At 66.0% G+C, this 14,629-nt stretch carries 16 protein-coding genes; 10 read left to right on the top strand and 6 right to left on the bottom strand.

From position 1 onward, the window contains the following. Positions 1-84: 84 nt before the first annotated feature. Together ACFOYU_RS09435 and ACFOYU_RS09440 are read right to left on the bottom strand one after the other, a co-directional pair. Positions 85-459, bottom strand: coding sequence for a hypothetical protein (locus ACFOYU_RS09435; RefSeq protein ID WP_226736340.1), 375 nt, complete (start codon positions 457-459; stop codon positions 85-87). Positions 460-598: 139 nt separating this feature from the next. Further along, positions 599-1,492: a BON domain-containing protein gene (locus tag ACFOYU_RS09440; protein ID WP_377033315.1), complete on the bottom strand. Its 894-nt coding sequence runs from the start codon at positions 1,490-1,492 to the stop codon at positions 599-601. A gap of 214 nt (positions 1,493-1,706) precedes the next feature. Here ACFOYU_RS09440 and ACFOYU_RS09445 point away from each other — a divergent pair, with 214 nt between their 5' ends. The 3 genes from ACFOYU_RS09445 (at position 1,707) to infA (ending at position 2,739) form a co-directional block, all read left to right on the top strand. Then, positions 1,707-1,961, top strand: coding sequence for a hypothetical protein (locus ACFOYU_RS09445; RefSeq protein ID WP_226736336.1), 255 nt, complete (start codon positions 1,707-1,709; stop codon positions 1,959-1,961). A gap of 191 nt (positions 1,962-2,152) precedes the next feature. After that, positions 2,153-2,362: a cold-shock protein gene (locus ACFOYU_RS09450; protein WP_114770095.1), complete on the top strand. Its 210-nt coding sequence runs from the start codon at positions 2,153-2,155 to the stop codon at positions 2,360-2,362. 95 nt (positions 2,363-2,457) lie between these two features. Further along, the gene (infA, locus tag ACFOYU_RS09455; RefSeq protein ID WP_226736334.1) at positions 2,458-2,739 is read left to right on the top strand and encodes a translation initiation factor IF-1; all 282 of its coding nucleotides are present in this window, start codon (positions 2,458-2,460) and stop codon (positions 2,737-2,739) included. A 15-nt stretch (positions 2,740-2,754) separates the two neighbouring features. On the opposite strand, the gene ACFOYU_RS09460 is transcribed toward infA, so the two are convergent. Together ACFOYU_RS09460 and ACFOYU_RS09465 are read right to left on the bottom strand one after the other, a co-directional pair. After that, positions 2,755-3,303, bottom strand: coding sequence for a sigma-70 family RNA polymerase sigma factor (locus ACFOYU_RS09460; protein WP_226736331.1), 549 nt, complete (start codon positions 3,301-3,303; stop codon positions 2,755-2,757). Further along, positions 3,300-3,521 (bottom strand): NepR family anti-sigma factor, encoded by a 222-nt coding sequence (locus ACFOYU_RS09465; RefSeq protein WP_226736329.1) that lies wholly within the window; start codon positions 3,519-3,521, stop codon positions 3,300-3,302. Before ACFOYU_RS09465 ends, ACFOYU_RS09460 begins: the two co-directional genes overlap by 4 nt. Before the next feature lie 258 nt (positions 3,522-3,779). On the opposite strand from ACFOYU_RS09465, the gene ACFOYU_RS09470 reads away from it, so the two are divergent. The 3 genes from ACFOYU_RS09470 to ACFOYU_RS09480 all read left to right on the top strand — a co-directional run bounded on the left by ACFOYU_RS09470 (position 3,780) and on the right by ACFOYU_RS09480 (position 6,895). Then, entirely contained in the window at positions 3,780-3,938 is a 159-nt protein-coding gene (locus tag ACFOYU_RS09470; protein WP_226736327.1) for a DUF3309 family protein, read from the top strand. Between the two features lie 165 nt (positions 3,939-4,103). Then, positions 4,104-4,700, top strand: a complete 597-nt coding sequence (locus ACFOYU_RS09475; RefSeq protein WP_377033316.1) for a calcium-binding protein — start codon at positions 4,104-4,106, stop codon at positions 4,698-4,700. Between the two features lie 887 nt (positions 4,701-5,587). Further along, positions 5,588-6,895, top strand: coding sequence for a histidine-type phosphatase (locus ACFOYU_RS09480; protein ID WP_377033317.1), 1,308 nt, complete (start codon positions 5,588-5,590; stop codon positions 6,893-6,895). A 22-nt stretch (positions 6,896-6,917) separates the two neighbouring features. On the opposite strand, the gene ACFOYU_RS09485 is transcribed toward ACFOYU_RS09480, so the two are convergent. After that, positions 6,918-7,145: a hypothetical protein gene (locus ACFOYU_RS09485; protein ID WP_377033318.1), complete on the bottom strand. Its 228-nt coding sequence runs from the start codon at positions 7,143-7,145 to the stop codon at positions 6,918-6,920. 152 nt (positions 7,146-7,297) lie between these two features. On the opposite strand from ACFOYU_RS09485, the gene ACFOYU_RS09490 reads away from it, so the two are divergent. From ACFOYU_RS09490 to ACFOYU_RS09500, 3 genes are all read left to right on the top strand, one after another. Next, positions 7,298-7,498 carry a helix-turn-helix domain-containing protein gene (locus ACFOYU_RS09490; protein ID WP_264196265.1) on the top strand — a complete coding sequence of 67 codons (201 nt, stop codon included), beginning with the start codon at positions 7,298-7,300 and terminating at the stop codon, positions 7,496-7,498. Between the two features lie 31 nt (positions 7,499-7,529). Continuing rightward, positions 7,530-7,763, top strand: a complete 234-nt coding sequence (locus tag ACFOYU_RS09495; RefSeq protein ID WP_377033319.1) for a helix-turn-helix domain-containing protein — start codon at positions 7,530-7,532, stop codon at positions 7,761-7,763. 473 nt (positions 7,764-8,236) lie between these two features. Then, positions 8,237-9,349, top strand: a complete 1,113-nt coding sequence (locus ACFOYU_RS09500; RefSeq protein ID WP_377033320.1) for a sensor histidine kinase — start codon at positions 8,237-8,239, stop codon at positions 9,347-9,349. A gap of 201 nt (positions 9,350-9,550) precedes the next feature. Here the strand turns inward: ACFOYU_RS09500 and uvrB are convergent, their stop codons facing one another. Further along, on the bottom strand, positions 9,551-12,262 hold the full coding sequence (gene uvrB / locus ACFOYU_RS09505; RefSeq protein WP_377033321.1) for an excinuclease ABC subunit UvrB: 2,712 nt from the start codon (positions 12,260-12,262) through the stop codon (positions 9,551-9,553). 126 nt (positions 12,263-12,388) lie between these two features. On the opposite strand from uvrB, the gene ACFOYU_RS09510 reads away from it, so the two are divergent. Then, the gene (locus tag ACFOYU_RS09510) at positions 12,389-14,572 is read left to right on the top strand and encodes an esterase-like activity of phytase family protein (RefSeq protein WP_377033322.1); all 2,184 of its coding nucleotides are present in this window, start codon (positions 12,389-12,391) and stop codon (positions 14,570-14,572) included. Positions 14,573-14,629: the final 57 nt, after the last annotated feature.

Here is a 14,629-nt window from a genome sequence, read left to right on the forward strand (position 1 = left end):
GCCTGCGTTCGACAACCGGATGACGGTTACGAAGTTCCTCGGCTCTAGGCGCAATCGCGAGGCTTCCCGCCTTCACCCGCCCGTTCAGTGCCCGCCGAGGGAAAGGCGCACGTCCCGGGGACTGTTGAGAATTTCCAGGAGGCTCGTGGCGATGTGCCGTGCCTCGTCGTCCTTCAGGCGGAGCATGAAGGGCGGCAGCAATCCGGCCTGAAGCGCGACCACGGCCATTCCGTGCTCGTCCATGCCGACATCGATGGTCGGCGAGGTCACATCGACCATTTCCTCGGTGGTCTCGCCGCCTTCCTCGGTGCCTTCGCCGATCGCCGTGAGAAGCTGGCTCAGCGCCTTCACGAGCGAGCGCGCCGCCTGCGGGTCCATGACCACAGCGGTCGATTGGTCGCCCTTCTGGAACGCGAGCTGGATGTTGTCGCCCTCGAGCGTGACGGAAATACCTGCCATGTCGTCCTTGTCCTCCTCGCCAGATATGGGGTTGCAAGCCGGCGAGGGAAAGGCAAGGGCTTTCCGTTCGGTCCACAGCCTCGAATCCCAGGGGAGGGGGCGGGGGCATCCCGTCCCGGGACGCCCCCATCCGAGCGGATCAGGTGCGCGACGAACTGGTGGAGCGCCGGCGCGCGGTACCGGTGCCGGAACCGCCTGTCGCAGGCGTCGAGCGGCTCTCTTCGCCCGACAGCATGCTGCCGGCGATGCCGGCATCGGCGGCCTGCTGGATGCGCAGGTTGTTCTGCACGTGTGTGACGCCGGAGACGCTTTCGGCGAGGTCCTCCGCATGGCGCTTCTCGAACCGGCTGTTGACGGTGCCCGTCAGGGTCACTTCCCGGTTGGAGACGGACACCTCGACCTCGGACGCGTCGAGATGCGGATCGTCCGTGAGGCGGTCGTTCACGTCCTCCCGGATGCGTTCGTCGGAGCGCTGGTAGCCGCGCGGACCGCGTCCGCGATGGGACTCGGCGCGGCGCATGTCCGTGTCCCGGCGCCGGTCGGCATCGTCGTCGCCGAACCAGGACCTGACCTCGTCGCCGGCCCGTTCGAAGAACCCGCGATCCTCGTTGTAATCTCGGGAGCCGCGGCCGAAATAGCCCGTGTCCGAGCGGTCTCCTTCGCGGCGGTAGGAGGAGCCGTAACCTGGATTCTCCCGGCCCCGATCCTGTCCGAAAACCCTGTCGTAGGAGCGACGGTCGGACCTGGTGTCCTCGCCCATGACCTCGCGCCAGTCGAGGGCCGAGCCGCCCGTTCCGTAGCCGGCGGAATCGCCGAAATCCCGTTCGCGTCCCGGTTCGTCGTCGCGCCGCCCGCCCCCGTAGCCCGACCTGTCGTTGCCGAAGCCGCGCCGGGCGATGTAGCCGTCGTCCTCGCTGGCGCTGCCGTACCCGGCATAGCGGCCGCGGGAGGCCTGCTCCTCATTCCTGTCGCGCCAGCCGGTATCCCGATCGCGATAACGGTCCCGCTCATAACGATAACGATCGTTGGCCATGAAATCGCTCCTCGATGTTCTGGTAGGGGAGGCGGCCATCGCCTTCGGATGCCGCCCTGGACCAACGGAGGCGCAAGGACCGGGGTTCCTAAACGCTGCGCGCCGCCCGGTGCCATGCGCGCTTTTTTGACGGCCGCGCTTGAACGCCTGCCGGGCCAAGGCATTGAACGGGAGCGGCGACGATCGCGGGCCGCTCGCATCCGGTTGAGGATCCATGACACAGAGCATTTCGGGCTTGAGCGAGGCCGCGCTGGCCGTCTTCGCTTTCGCGGCGTACCACCAGCTGGCGAGCGGCCAGGCCGTGAGGAGCGTGGTCCAGCGCGACGGCGTCGGTCACAAGGCGAGCGACGCGGCGGTCGCCGAGCTTCGCGACCGCGGTCTGATCGAGGCGGACGGCGAGGAAATCCGCTTCACGCAAGGGGGCGAAGAGGCCCTCCAGGCGGTGATTTCAAGCATCAGGAATGCTTGAGGTACTCAATGAGGCGTAAGGCCGATGCCTTGCCTTTTAAGCCTCCGTCCCCTACTTAAAACGCATCGACATTTGGCCGGACGACTGGGCTACTTCGCTTTGGCACTGCCGGGCGCACGTTGCTTCTCTCTACCAATATCGACTAACGGGCGGACGCCGCCCACGTGCAAACGACAGTGAAAGGAATTCCCATGGAAACGGGAACCGTGAAGTGGTACAATGAAACCAAGGGCTACGGTTTCATCCAGCCGGACAACGGCGGCAAGGACGTGTTCGTCCATGCGACCGCTCTCGAGCGGGCTGGCATGCGTGGCCTGCGCGAGGGTCAGAAGCTCTCCTACGAGCTCCAGACCGACCAGCGCACCGGTCGCACCTCTGCAGTGAATCTGCAGAACGCGTAAGGTTCAATGCTCGGGGGCGCGCCTGTCGCGCCCTCTTGCATGTCGCCGTTCCGGTCAAGGGGCGGCTTTTTTTATTACACGACGAAAGGCTTTGCATGGCAAAGGAAGAGCTCATCACGTTCGAAGGACTTGTGACCGAAATTCTGCCCGACGCGCGCTATCGCGTGCAGCTCGACAACGGGCACGAGGTCATTGCCTACACGGCCGGCAAGATGAAGAAGAACCGCATCAAGACCCTGGCCGGCGACCGCGTGACGGTGGAAATGTCCCCGTACGATCTCGAGAAGGGACGCCTCATCTTCCGCCACAAGGATTCTGGCGCTCCGACCGGTCCCCGTCCGCCGCAGCGTGGCGGTCAGCAGTTCCGGCGTCGCTAAAGGACACGGCCTTTCTCAGGCGACCGCCTGCACCACGGAGAGGGTGACGCGGTCGGGGCCGATGTCCTCTTCCATGTCGGTGAAGTGCATCAGCTCGGCGAGCCGGTTCCGGGCACGGTTGACCCGGCTCTTGATGGTTCCCACGGCGCAGCCGCAGATCTCCGCGGCCTGCTCGTAGGAGAAGCCCGACGCTCCCACCAGAAGCAGCGCCTCGCGCTGGTCGTGCGGCAGCCGGGCCAAGGCCTTCTGCAGATCCTCGAAATCGAGATGCGGCATCTGATCCGGCTGAACGGAGAGGGTGGCGGCGTATTTCCCGTCCGCATCCTCCACCTCGCGGCGGCGCTTGCGGTATTCGGAATGGAACAGGTTGCGCAGGATGGTGAAGAGCCAGGCCTGCATGTTCGTGCCGGGCTGGAAGCGGTGGATGTTGGAGATCGCGCGCATGAGCGTCTCCTGCACGAGGTCGTCTGCGCGATCGACGTTGTTGGTGAGGGAGATCGCGAAAGCGCGAAGGTTCGGCGTCGCCTTGAGTATGGAATCCCGAAGGGTGACGTCGATGCTCATGACTGCTTCTTCTCCGGCTGCCCTTGATCCAAGCGATTGATGATCTCGATGAAGCGGTCGGGTACCGGCTGCTCGCCGAGCGCGAGCGATTCATAGAACTGACGCAGCCGCTGTCCGAGCTGGGCCTGGACGGAGCGGGTGAGCGCAGGGGACTTTTCGAGGCCCGGGACGGGATCGGGATCGAGGTGGGGCATATTCTTGGGACTCTTACTCGCCATTGGGTCATCCTGATCCATTCGGGGGAACGACCTTGTCTCAGGGTCGCACTCACGGCGGCACCCAATCGCCGCAGGAACAACGTTCGGCGCTGAGCGATGTTCCCGCGGGCGCGGGGCCGCGCGCGGGAACTTAATCCTTACCGCCAAGTTTCTCCGGGCAGGCAACCTTGTCACGGAATGGGCCCGCATCCGTCGCCCCGCAAGTGCGGCATTCTGCGGGTGTCCGGCCGCTTTCCGTGCCCTGAAACGGATACTCACATGGCAGTCAGCACTCTTCTCCTCATCATCGTCATCGTGCTCCTCATCGGCGCCGCTCCGGCCTGGCCCTACAGCCGCGGATGGGGCTATGGGCCCAGCGGCGTGCTCGGAGTCATCCTGCTCGTTCTCATCGTCCTGATGCTGCTGGGGCGGCTGTGACACGAGGGCGGCTGCAGGCAGGCGGGAAGCGCCGGTCCGCCTGCGGCCGCCCGTTAAGCTTACCCTGTTCAGATCCGAGTCATCAAACCCTGCCCATGCTAGGATTTCGCATGCGGACACTCCGCATGTCCTCCTGCCCATCCGGGCAATTTCTCAGAGTTGAACATGGCGAAGATCAATGGGGCCCGCGGGCATGACCTGCTCCGCGGCGGCAAGGCGAAGGACGTTCTCAAGGGGTATGGCGGCAACGACCGCCTGTATGGCGGCGACGGAGACAACGTTCTCGACGGCGGCGTCGGCAACGATCGTCTCTTCGGCGGCTCGGGCAACGAGAATCTGATCGGCGGAAGCGGCAATGACCGCATCTCGGCCGGGCTGGGTGACGACGTGCTCGACGGCGGCACCGGCAACGACCGCCTGGACGGCGGCATCGGCAACGACATCCTCGACGGCGGCGCGGGGATCGACAAGCTCTTCGGCGGCGCGGACGACGACGTTCTCAACGGCGGCGCCGGCCGGGACTTCCTCTCCGGCGGCAAGGGTGCGGACACGTTCGTCTTCGACGCCAAGTTCGGTGTCGACCGCATCACCGATTTCACCCAGGGCGAGGACAAGATCGACCTCACGAGCCTCGGCGTGGCGGCTTTCGAGGACCTGACGATCACCTACCGCGGCAAGACGGCCACCATCGTCACGGACGAGGGAACCATCGTCCTGCAGAAGTTCTCCGGCCAGTTGGGCTCGGACGACTTCCTCCTTTGAGCAGGCGGTCGGAACCGTTCCGGTCGAGCCGGGAACCAGGAGGGCGGCCTTGCGGGCCGCCCTTTTTCGAGCGCCGTGCGCCTCGCCCAAGGGGATGGAGGCATGATCATCCCTCGGGATGAGCAGCGCGGCGGCGGAACGTGGGAAAACCGGGTGCCGGACAAAAAGAAAGCGCCCGGAGGGCGCTCTTGGAGGTTTTCGGCCATGGGGGCAGAAAAGGCCGAAGTTGCAAGGATAACGCTGGCGAAGGGTCATTGTTCCCCCACGACCGAAAATTTTAAATTTTTATTTGAAACATTATCACTTGGCCTTACGGCACCAAATCAGATACGGAAGGGGTATCCCATGGGGCAGAAATGGGCCAGAGGGTCGCGAACACGGTCATTCTCAAAGACCGGGCGCGGCCCTTTTCATTGAGGCTCCCCGGCGGACCGGTCTCTTTTGCCGCCAAGGTCCCGCCGCTACCGAATGGGTAGGGACATCTCAGTCTTCGGGGTAGGAGCCGGTGCGGAAGCGGTCAAAAAGAAAGCGCCCGTCGAAGGGCGCTTTGAGTTGTTCGGCCTGTAGGGGCAGAAGGGCCGAAGTGCCCATCAACGCTACCGGCGCCGGATGGTTCCAAATTTTTTCAAAAAAGTTGTACCCCCTCCCTGAATCGGGACTGTCGCTAGGTTACTACGTTGCCTAAAAAAGAGTTGCTCACGGGGGCAGAGTGAGCACGAGGTCGCGCACACGGTCACGCATTTTAAGACCGGGCGCGACCTTTTTTCATGGGCCAAAGCCCGCCCGCGGCCGGGCAGGGACCCGGAATCCGGTTGTTCCTCCCATGACCCCATGCAATCCTGACGTAACGGCACTTGAAAGAAGCCGGAGACGAACGGGGGCAGGGGATGCGGAGAGTTCTGGCGGCGTTTCTCGCCGCGTGCGGCCTGGCGGCGCCGGTGGGCGCGCAGGCCGATATCATTCTCGACAAGGTGGTGATCTTCAGCCGGCACGGGGTGCGCCCGCCGACGGACCAGAAGGCGCTCGATCCGCTCTCGGTCGATCCCTGGCCGACCTGGCCCGTGCCGGACGGCGACCTGACGCCCCACGGGGCCACGGCGGCCATCCTGATGGGTCTGCATTACCGGACCCTCTACGCCGGCCCCGGCTTCCTCGAGCCCGGCACCTGCCCGGCGCCGGGCGACCTCTTCGCTTGGGCTGACAAGGCCGAGCGGACGAAGGCGACGGCGAATGCCATCCTGTCGGGCATCTTCCCCGGCTGCGGCCTCCAGGCCGGGTTCGACCCGAAGGCCGCGGATGCCCTGTTCCATCCTGTCGCGGCCGGCGTGGCGCCCCTCGACGAGGAGGTGGCGAAGGCGGGCGTGCTGGAGGCCATGGGCGGCAGCCTGCAGGCGGCCAAGACGCGCTACGCGGCGGATTTCGCCAGCCTCGCCCAGGTGCTGCACGGCCCCGACCGAGAGACCTGCGCCAAGGAGGGGCTCGGCAAGGTCTGCAAGCTCATCGACCTGCCCTGGGGCATCGACACCGACAAGAGCAAGGGCCGCGATCTCAGCCTCAAGGGCCCGCTCCAGATGGCCTCCACCGTGGCGGAGGTGATCCGGCTCGAATATTCCGGCGGCTTGCCCGAGGCGCAGGTCGGCTGGGGCCGGGTGAAGAATGCCGGGGACGTGAAGACGCTGCTGTCCCTGCACAAGGCGCAGTACGACGTGACCCTGCGCACGCCCTACATCGCCAAGCGCAACGCATCGCAGCTCCTCCACCAGATCGCCGTGGCGCTCCAGCAGGGCACCGACCTGCCGGGCGCGACCGAGGCCGGGCCGCCCCCGTCGAAGCTCCTGCTGCTCGTCGGCCACGACACCAACATCGCCACCATGCAGGCGACGCTGGGCGTGAGCTGGACCCTGAGCGGCTATCCGGAGAACGACACGCCGCCCGCGGGCGCGCTCATCTTCGAGCGCCTGCGCGACACGCAGACCGGCGACCGCTACGTCCGTCTCGTCTACACGGCGCAGACCATGGACCAGATCCGCAGGCTCACGCCGCCGAGCACGGGCGCCATGCCCGAGCGGGCCGTGCTGGCGCTTCCCGGCTGCGCGCCCGCGCCGGTGCCGGAAACCTGCCGCCTGTCGGATTTCGTGCAGACCGTGCAAAGCCGCATCGACCCCACGGCCCTGGCGCCGGTCTCCTGGCGGTGAAGGACGTCACGCTCCGGAACGCTCACCCGCCACGCCCAGGGCAAGGCTCCCGGCTATTCAGGGCCTCGTAGACCCTGAGCCAGAACCGCACGGCCTGCCGGTTCAGGTCCCGCTCCGACAGGAACGCCCGCAGCAGCACCTCGGCCCCGGCCCCGTCGCCATAGCAATCCGCCATGACCCGCGTGGCCTCGGCCGGATCGAGCCTCTGCCAGAGACGGGCTTCGCGGGAGCGTTTCCAGGAGTGTGGCATGGGATATCTGCGCATCGGTTCAGCAAAGATAATCTCCTATAATAGGAGGAATCAACCACTTTGGGGAATTTCCCAAAAAGGGATATTTCGCTGCCGCCTTCATTGGGGCGGACATGAAATCCATTCACACAACCCGGCAGGAGAGGCTCTGTATGCTTCTCCGTCATGCCCGCAAGAAGGCGGGTCTAACCCAGGAAGAGCTGAACCAGCGCCTTGGGAAGTACAAGACGTTCGTGAGCAAGTACGAGAGCGGGGAAAGACGGCTCGATATCATGGAGTTCATAGATATCGCCGAGGCTCTCGATCTCGATCCCGCATCCGTTCTGAAGGCCGTGATGTCGGGCGAGACTTAGCCAAGCTCGCTCTCTCCCGGCAGGGCAACCGATGCAGAAATCCATCTATACGCAGCAGCACCAGCGTCTCTGCGAGCTTCTGATAGAGGCGCGCAAGAAAGCGAGCCTCACGCAGGTAGAAGTGGCTGAACGGCTAGGAAAGCCGCAGTCGTTCGTCGCAAAATACGAGGGCGGCGAGCGTCGCCTCGACGTTGTCGAGTTCGTGGCGGTTGCGAGGGCATTAGGAGCCGATCCGGCGTCTCTACTGCTGGCTTTCGCGGGATAGAACCCATCTGCCGATCCGCTCCCGGCGGATGCCGTCAGCGACCGCCCTGATCCGCGTCAGCCTTCACGGGCCCGAGGCAGCGGTGGAAACCCTGCTTCATAGATGTTATAGCGGGGCAAAACCCAAAGGGCTTCGCTTGCTCACGCGCTTTACCACGCTCAACCCTGTGCCTCGGGAGGTCGCCGTCCTGTCCGCGTTCGCGGCGGTGCTGCTGGCGATGCTCGTGCGCTATGTGCTCGATCCGCTTCTGGGGGATGAGCTGCCCTTCATCACCCTCTATCCGGCCGTCCTGGTGACGGCGATTCTGGCCGGGGGAGAGGCCGGAGTCGCGACCCTGGTGCTGGGAAGCCTGGCGACGTTCGCCTGCCTCACGATCACGCAGAGGCCGGCGCCGTTCGGCCCGCAGACCTTCACGGGGCTCGCGATCTATCTCTTCGGCCGCGGCGCGGCTCGAAGTGGCGCAGGAGAGGCTGGTGGCGGCCCTGGAGGCCTCGGGTGCGGGAACCTGGCGTTGGGACTTCCGCGCCAACGAGGTCGATTGGGACATGGCCCTGGTGCGCCTCTTCAACCTCGATGCCGCGAGCGCACCGCGCAAGCGCGGGGATTTCCGGCGCTACGTCCATCCCGACGATCAGGAGCAGATCAACCGCGCCATGGAAGAGGCCATGGAGAGCGGCGGCACGGCGGATTACGAGTTTCGCGCCGTCCTGCCGGATGGCTCCCAGCGCTGGATGTATACCCGCAGCCGTCTCCTGCGCGATGCCAGGGGCGGGCCGTCCCTGATGGTCGGCGCCTGCCTCGACATCACCGAGCGCAAGCGCGCCCAGGAGCGGCAGGCCCTGCTGGTGCAGGAGCTGAACCACCGGGTGAAGAACACCCTTTCGGTGGTGCAGTCGCTGGCCCTGCACACCCGGCGCGGCAGCAAGGACCTCGACACCTTCCAGGAGGCGTTCGAGTCGCGCCTGATGGCGCTCTCGGCCACGCACAACATCCTCACCCAGGAGCTGTGGGAAAGCGCCTCCCTCAAGGACATCCTCGACGCCGAGATGATCCCCTATGGCGGGCTCGACAACGGCCGCGTGAACGTCTCCGGCGAACCGGTGCGGCTCAAGCCCCAGCAGGCCCTGGGCTTCGGCCTGGCGCTGCACGAACTCGCCACCAACGCGGCGAAATACGGCGCGCTCTCCGTGCCGCATGGCCGCCTCGACATCTCCTGGCGCGCGGAGGCCGACGCCTCGGGACAGACGCGGCTCGCGGTCGATTGGGTGGAGCAGGGCGGCCCCGCCGTCGAGGAGCCCAAACGCCTCGGCTTCGGCTCACGCGGATGGCACCGACCTGCTCTCCTCCCCCTTGTGGGGAGGAGGTGGAGGAGGGGGTGTGGGCGCCATCCTGGTTCCAGTCCTGCGCCGGCACCCCCACCCTGGCCCTCCCCACAAGGGGGAGGGAAAGGGCGTTGCGCCATTGCAGCCAGATCCACGACGGTCGCAACCAAACTCCACCCTCATTCTGAGGAGCCGCGACAGCGGCGTCTCAAAGGAGGTTCCAGTGCATTCCGGAGACGCCCTCGTCCTTCGAGACGGACCTGACGGTCCTCCTCAGGATGAGAGCTGGGGATGCGTCTGTGAACAGCGACGACCGGAACGCCACCGAACCCTTCCGAACAGCGGGACGCGACCTGCGCCCCATCCGGAGACGGCTTGACCTCTCGCCCGGATCTCACGGCCCGACCTCTCCTCCAGGCAGAGGCAAGGGCCGGATCCTTATACGCGGTTCGGCTCCGGCGCCTGTCAGCGCCCCTTGCGACCCTTGTATTTGGGCTTCTGCCCGCCATGCCCCTGCGTGGAACGCGGCAGCGGGCGCTCGCGGAAGTTCAGGGGCACCTCCCGGTCCGTGCCGGGGCCCATCTCGTCGAGGCCGGGCTTGCGGATGCGCGTGCCCTCGTCGGAACGGCCCTGTCCCAATGGGCCGTAGGCGTCCGAGTCCTCGTCGCCGGCGCTCGCGCCCTCGGGCGAAGGCGGCAGCCCCTTCGGCGGCAGGTTGGCATTGCGGCCGTATTTGCGCGAGCCGCCATAGCGGCCCGCATCGCGTTCGACATCGCTCTGTCGCGCCAGCGGATCGTCGCTGACGGCGAGTTCCGTCGCCTGAAGCCGCTTGAGCTCGTCGCGCAGGCGCGCGGCCTCCTCGAACTCCAGATTGGCGGCGGCCTCGCGCATGCGCTTTTCCATGTCGGCGATGACGGCCTTGAGGTTGTGGCCCACAGTCTTCTCGGCGAGGCCCGTATCCACGGAAACGTGGTCGCGTTCGTAGACGCTCTCCAGGATGTCCGCGATGTTGCGCTTCACGCTCTGCGGCGTGATGCCGTGCTCCGCGTTGTAGGCGAGCTGCTTCTCGCGGCGGCGGTTGGTCTCGGCGATGGCACGCTCCATGGAGCCGGTGATCTTGTCGGCGTAGAGGATCGCCTTGCCTTCCACGTTACGCGCCGCGCGGCCGATGGTCTGCACCAGCGACGTCTCGGAGCGCAGGAAGCCTTCCTTGTCGGCGTCGAGAATGGCCACGAGGGCGCATTCCGGAATGTCGAGGCCCTCGCGCAGCAGGTTGATGCCGATGAGCACGTCAAAGGCGCCCAGGCGAAGGTCGCGGATGATCTCGATGCGCTCCAGCGTGTCGATGTCCGAGTGCATGTAGCGCACGCGGATGCCGTTCTCGTGCATGTATTCTGTGAGGTCCTCGGCCATGCGCTTGGTGAGCGTGGTGACGAGTGCGCGGTATCCGTTCGCGGCGAGTTCCTTCACCTCGTGCACGAGATCGTCCACCTGGCTGCGTGCGGGCCTGATCTCCACCACCGGATCGACGAGGCCTGTGGGGCGGATGACCTGCTCGACGAACACGCCGCCGGTCTGCTCCATCTCCCACTTCGCAGGCGTCGCCGAGACGTGGATCGATTGCGGGCGCATGGCGTCCCATTCCTCGAACCGGAGCGGCCGGTTGTCGAGGCAGGACGGCAGGCGGAAGCCGTATTCGGCCAGCGTCGCCTTGCGCCGGAAGTCGCCGCGATACATGCCGCCGATCTGCGGCACGGTCACGTGGCTCTCGTCCGTGAAGATGAGGGCGTTGTCGGGCAGATATTCGAACAGGGTCGGCGGCGGCTCGCCGGGCTTGCGGCCGGTGAGATAGCGCGAATAGTTCTCGATGCCGTTGCACACGCCGGTGGCCTCGATCATCTCGAGGTCGAACTGCGTGCGCTGCTCCAGGCGCTGCGCTTCGAGCAGGCGCCCCATGCGGGTCAGTTCCTGCAGGCGGTGCTGCAGCTCTTCCTGGATGCCCTTCACGGCCTGCTGCAGGGTCGGGCGCGGCGTCACGTAGTGCGAGTTGGCGTAGATCTTCACGAAGGAAAGATCGTTGGTCTTCTTGCCCGTGAGCGGATCGAACTCGACGATGGATTCGATCTCGTCGCCGAAGAGGCCGATGCGCCAGGCACGGTCCTCCAAGTGGGCGGGAAAGAGTTCGATCACGTCGCCGCGCACCCGGAAGGTGCCGCGGGCGAAATCGTTCTGGATGCGCTTGTACTGCAGGGCCACGAGGTCGGCGATGAGCTGGCGCTGCTCGATGCGCTCGCCCACCTTCACCGAGAAGGTCATGGCCGTATAGGTCTCGACCGAGCCGATACCGTAGATGCACGACACGGAGGCCACAATGATCACGTCGTCGCGCTCCAGAAGCGCGCGGGTCGCGGAGTGGCGCATCCGGTCGATCTGCTCGTTGATGGAGCTTTCCTTCTCGATGAAGGTGTCCGAACGCGGCACATAGGCCTCGGGCTGGTAATAGTCGTAATACGAGACGAAATATTCCACCGCGTTGTCGGGGAAGAACGACTTGAACTCCCCGTAGAGCTGCGCGGCCAGGGTCTTGTTCGGCGCCAGGATCAGGGCAGGGCGCTGCGTCTCCTCGATCACCTTGGCCATGGTGAAGGTCTTGCCGGAGCCGGTCACGCCCAGCAGCACCTGGTCGCGCTCGCTGCGGCGCACCCCGTCCACCAGTTCGCGGATCGCCTGCGGCTGGTCGCCGGCGGGCGTGAAGTCGGATTTGATCCTGAACGGAATGCCGCCTTCCGACTTCTCGGGGCGCGGCGGGCGGTGCGGAACCCAGGGCTTGCCGTGCTTGAAGCGCGGATCGCCTTCGGTGAGCAGCTTGGTCAGCGCATCCACCGTGGCGGAGACCCCGCCCGTGCCCAGCGGCCCGGTATCGCCCAGCTCCTCGGGCGCATCCGGCCCGTCGTCCGGGCCCTTGAGGCCGAGCCTTTTCGCCAGCGCCGGGTCCACATCCGTGACGTCGCCGTGGATGAAGGTTTCCTGCGCGCGCTCGGCAAAACCTTCCGCCGCCTCCCGCTCCCGGTTGACCGCCGGGTTGAGGAGATCGGCCAGATAGGTATCCAGCGGCTTCAGGTCGGGCTTGGACGCCTTCCCGGTGGAAAGCTTGGGCTTTTTCGGTGATTTGGCCATAGAACGAATATGGTACAAAGTGGCCCGGATGGGAAGGGTGGGACGCTGTCTCACCCACCGTCATCGGACCGTCATGGGATTGCCGCATCACAGCCCCGCTCACCTTGACCATATCGCGGGGATATCATGCACCGTTCTCTCGCCGCCGGCTCGCTCGCCGCCGTCCTCCTGTCCGCCACAGCCCTCAACGCCTCGGCGGCGGAGTATTTCGACCGCATCGCCAGCTTCCCCATCACCGCCAACCTGCCGGCGGATGCCGACCAGAAGGGCGAGACCGTGGCCGAGATCATCTCGGCGAGCGAGGACGGCAAGCTCCTGGTCTACACGGACAGCCCGCGCAAGGCGCTCGGCTTCATCGACATCACTGACCCGGCGCAGCCGAAGGCCGGCGGCATGCTGGCGCTCGGCGGCGAGCCGACCTCGGTGAAGGTGGTGGGCGGCCGGGCCTTCGTGGCGGTCAACACGTCCGAGAGCTACACCAAGCCCAGCGGAAAGCTCCTCCTGGTCGATCTCGCAGGCCGCTCGGTCGTTGCCGAATGCGCGCTGCCGGGCCAGCCGGATTCGGTGGCCGCCCATGCGGGCGTTCTCGCCATCGCGATCGAGAACGAGCGCGACGAGGATCTCAACGACGGCGCCCTGCCGCAGCTCCCGGCCGGTTCCCTGGTGGTGGCCCCGCTCCAGGGCGACAGGCTGGATTGCGCGAGCCTGAAGACCGTGGATCTGACCGGTCTCGCCGCGGTCGCCGGGGACGATCCGGAACCCGAATACGTCGACGTCTCGGACGAGGGCAAGGTCGTCGTGACCCTGCAGGAGAACAACCACATCGCCATCGTGGACGGTAGGACCGGAAAGGTGGAGGCGCATTTCTCCGCCGGCACGGCAGACCTCAAGAACATCGACACGAAGAAGGACGGGAAGATCGAGCTCACCGGCTCGGCCGAGAAGGTCGCGCGCGAGCCCGACGCGGTGCACTGGATCGACAACAACCGCTTCGTCACCGCCAACGAGGGCGACTGGAAGGGCGGCTCGCGCGGCTTCACCATCTTCAACAAGGACGGCTCCGTCGCCTATGAATCCGGTGCCAGCCTGGAGCACGAGGTCGTGGCGCTCGGCCACTATCCCGACAAGCGCAACAAGAAGGGCATCGAAATCGAGGGCGTCGAGGTCGGCACCTTCGGCAAGGACCGCCTGATCTTCGTAGGCTCCGAGCGCGCCTCGGTCGTGGCGGTGTATCGCGACGCGGGCGCGGCGCCCGAACTCGTCCAGGTGCTGCCGACCGGCATGGGACCGGAAGGCCTGCTCGCCCTTCCGAGCCGCAACCTGTTCGTCGCCACCAGTGAAGCCGATCTCCACGGCGAGGGCGGCGCGGCTCCCCATGTCATGATCTACCAGCGCGCGGAGCGCCCGGCGCCGGCCTATCCGACGATCCGCTCGACCAAGGACAAGAACGGCCTTCCCATCGCCTGGGGCGCTCTTTCCGGCCTCGCGGCCGACAAGGCGCAACCCGGCAGGCTCTATGCCGTGACGGACAGCGTCTACGGCGCCGCCCCGCGCATCCTCACCATCGACGCCGCCACCAAGCCCGCCACCATCCAGGCCGAGACGCTGGTGACCCGCAACGGCGCCGCCGCCGAGAAGCTCGACCTCGAAGGCATCGCAACGGCGTCGGACGGCGGCTTCTGGCTCGCTTCCGAAGGAAACCCGAAGAAGGAGATGCGCAACCTTCTCGTGAAGGTCGATGCCAAGGGCGCGATCCAGGAAGAGGTCACGCTTCCGGCAGGCCTCGAGGAGGGCGCGCAGAACTACGGCTTCGAGGGCGTGACCGTGACCGGCTCCGGCGCCGACGAGACCGTCTGGCTCGCCGTGCAGCGCGAATGGGCCGACGACGGCAAGGGCATGGTGAAGCTCCTCGCCTACAAGCCCGCGGACAAGAGCTGGAGCGCGGTGCGCTACCCGCTCGACAAGACCGATGCCGGATGGATCGGGCTGTCCGAGATCACCGCCGCCGGCGACCGCGTCATCATCATCGAGCGCGACAACCAGATTGCGGCGAACGCCAAGGTGAAGAAGCTCTACGCCGTCTCCATGGCCGACATGAAGCCCGTGGCGCTCGGCGGCGAACTGCCCGTGGTCAAGAAGACGGAGCTGCGCGACCTCCTGCCCGATCTCAAGGCGCCGAAGGGCTACGTGCTCGACAAGGTGGAGGGCTTCACCATCGACGCGGCGGGCAACGCCTACGCCGTCACCGACAACGACGGCGTCGACGATTCCTCCGGCGAAACGCTCTTCCTCAACCTCGGCAAGCTCTGAATTTTACGCAGAGCAAAAAGGGAAGGGGCCGCGGATGCGGCCCTTTTCTTGTTTTGA

This window comes from Microvirga sp. GCM10011540 (assembly GCF_042650665.1).
GTDB classification, from domain to species: Bacteria; Pseudomonadota; Alphaproteobacteria; order Rhizobiales; family Beijerinckiaceae; genus Microvirga; species Microvirga lenta.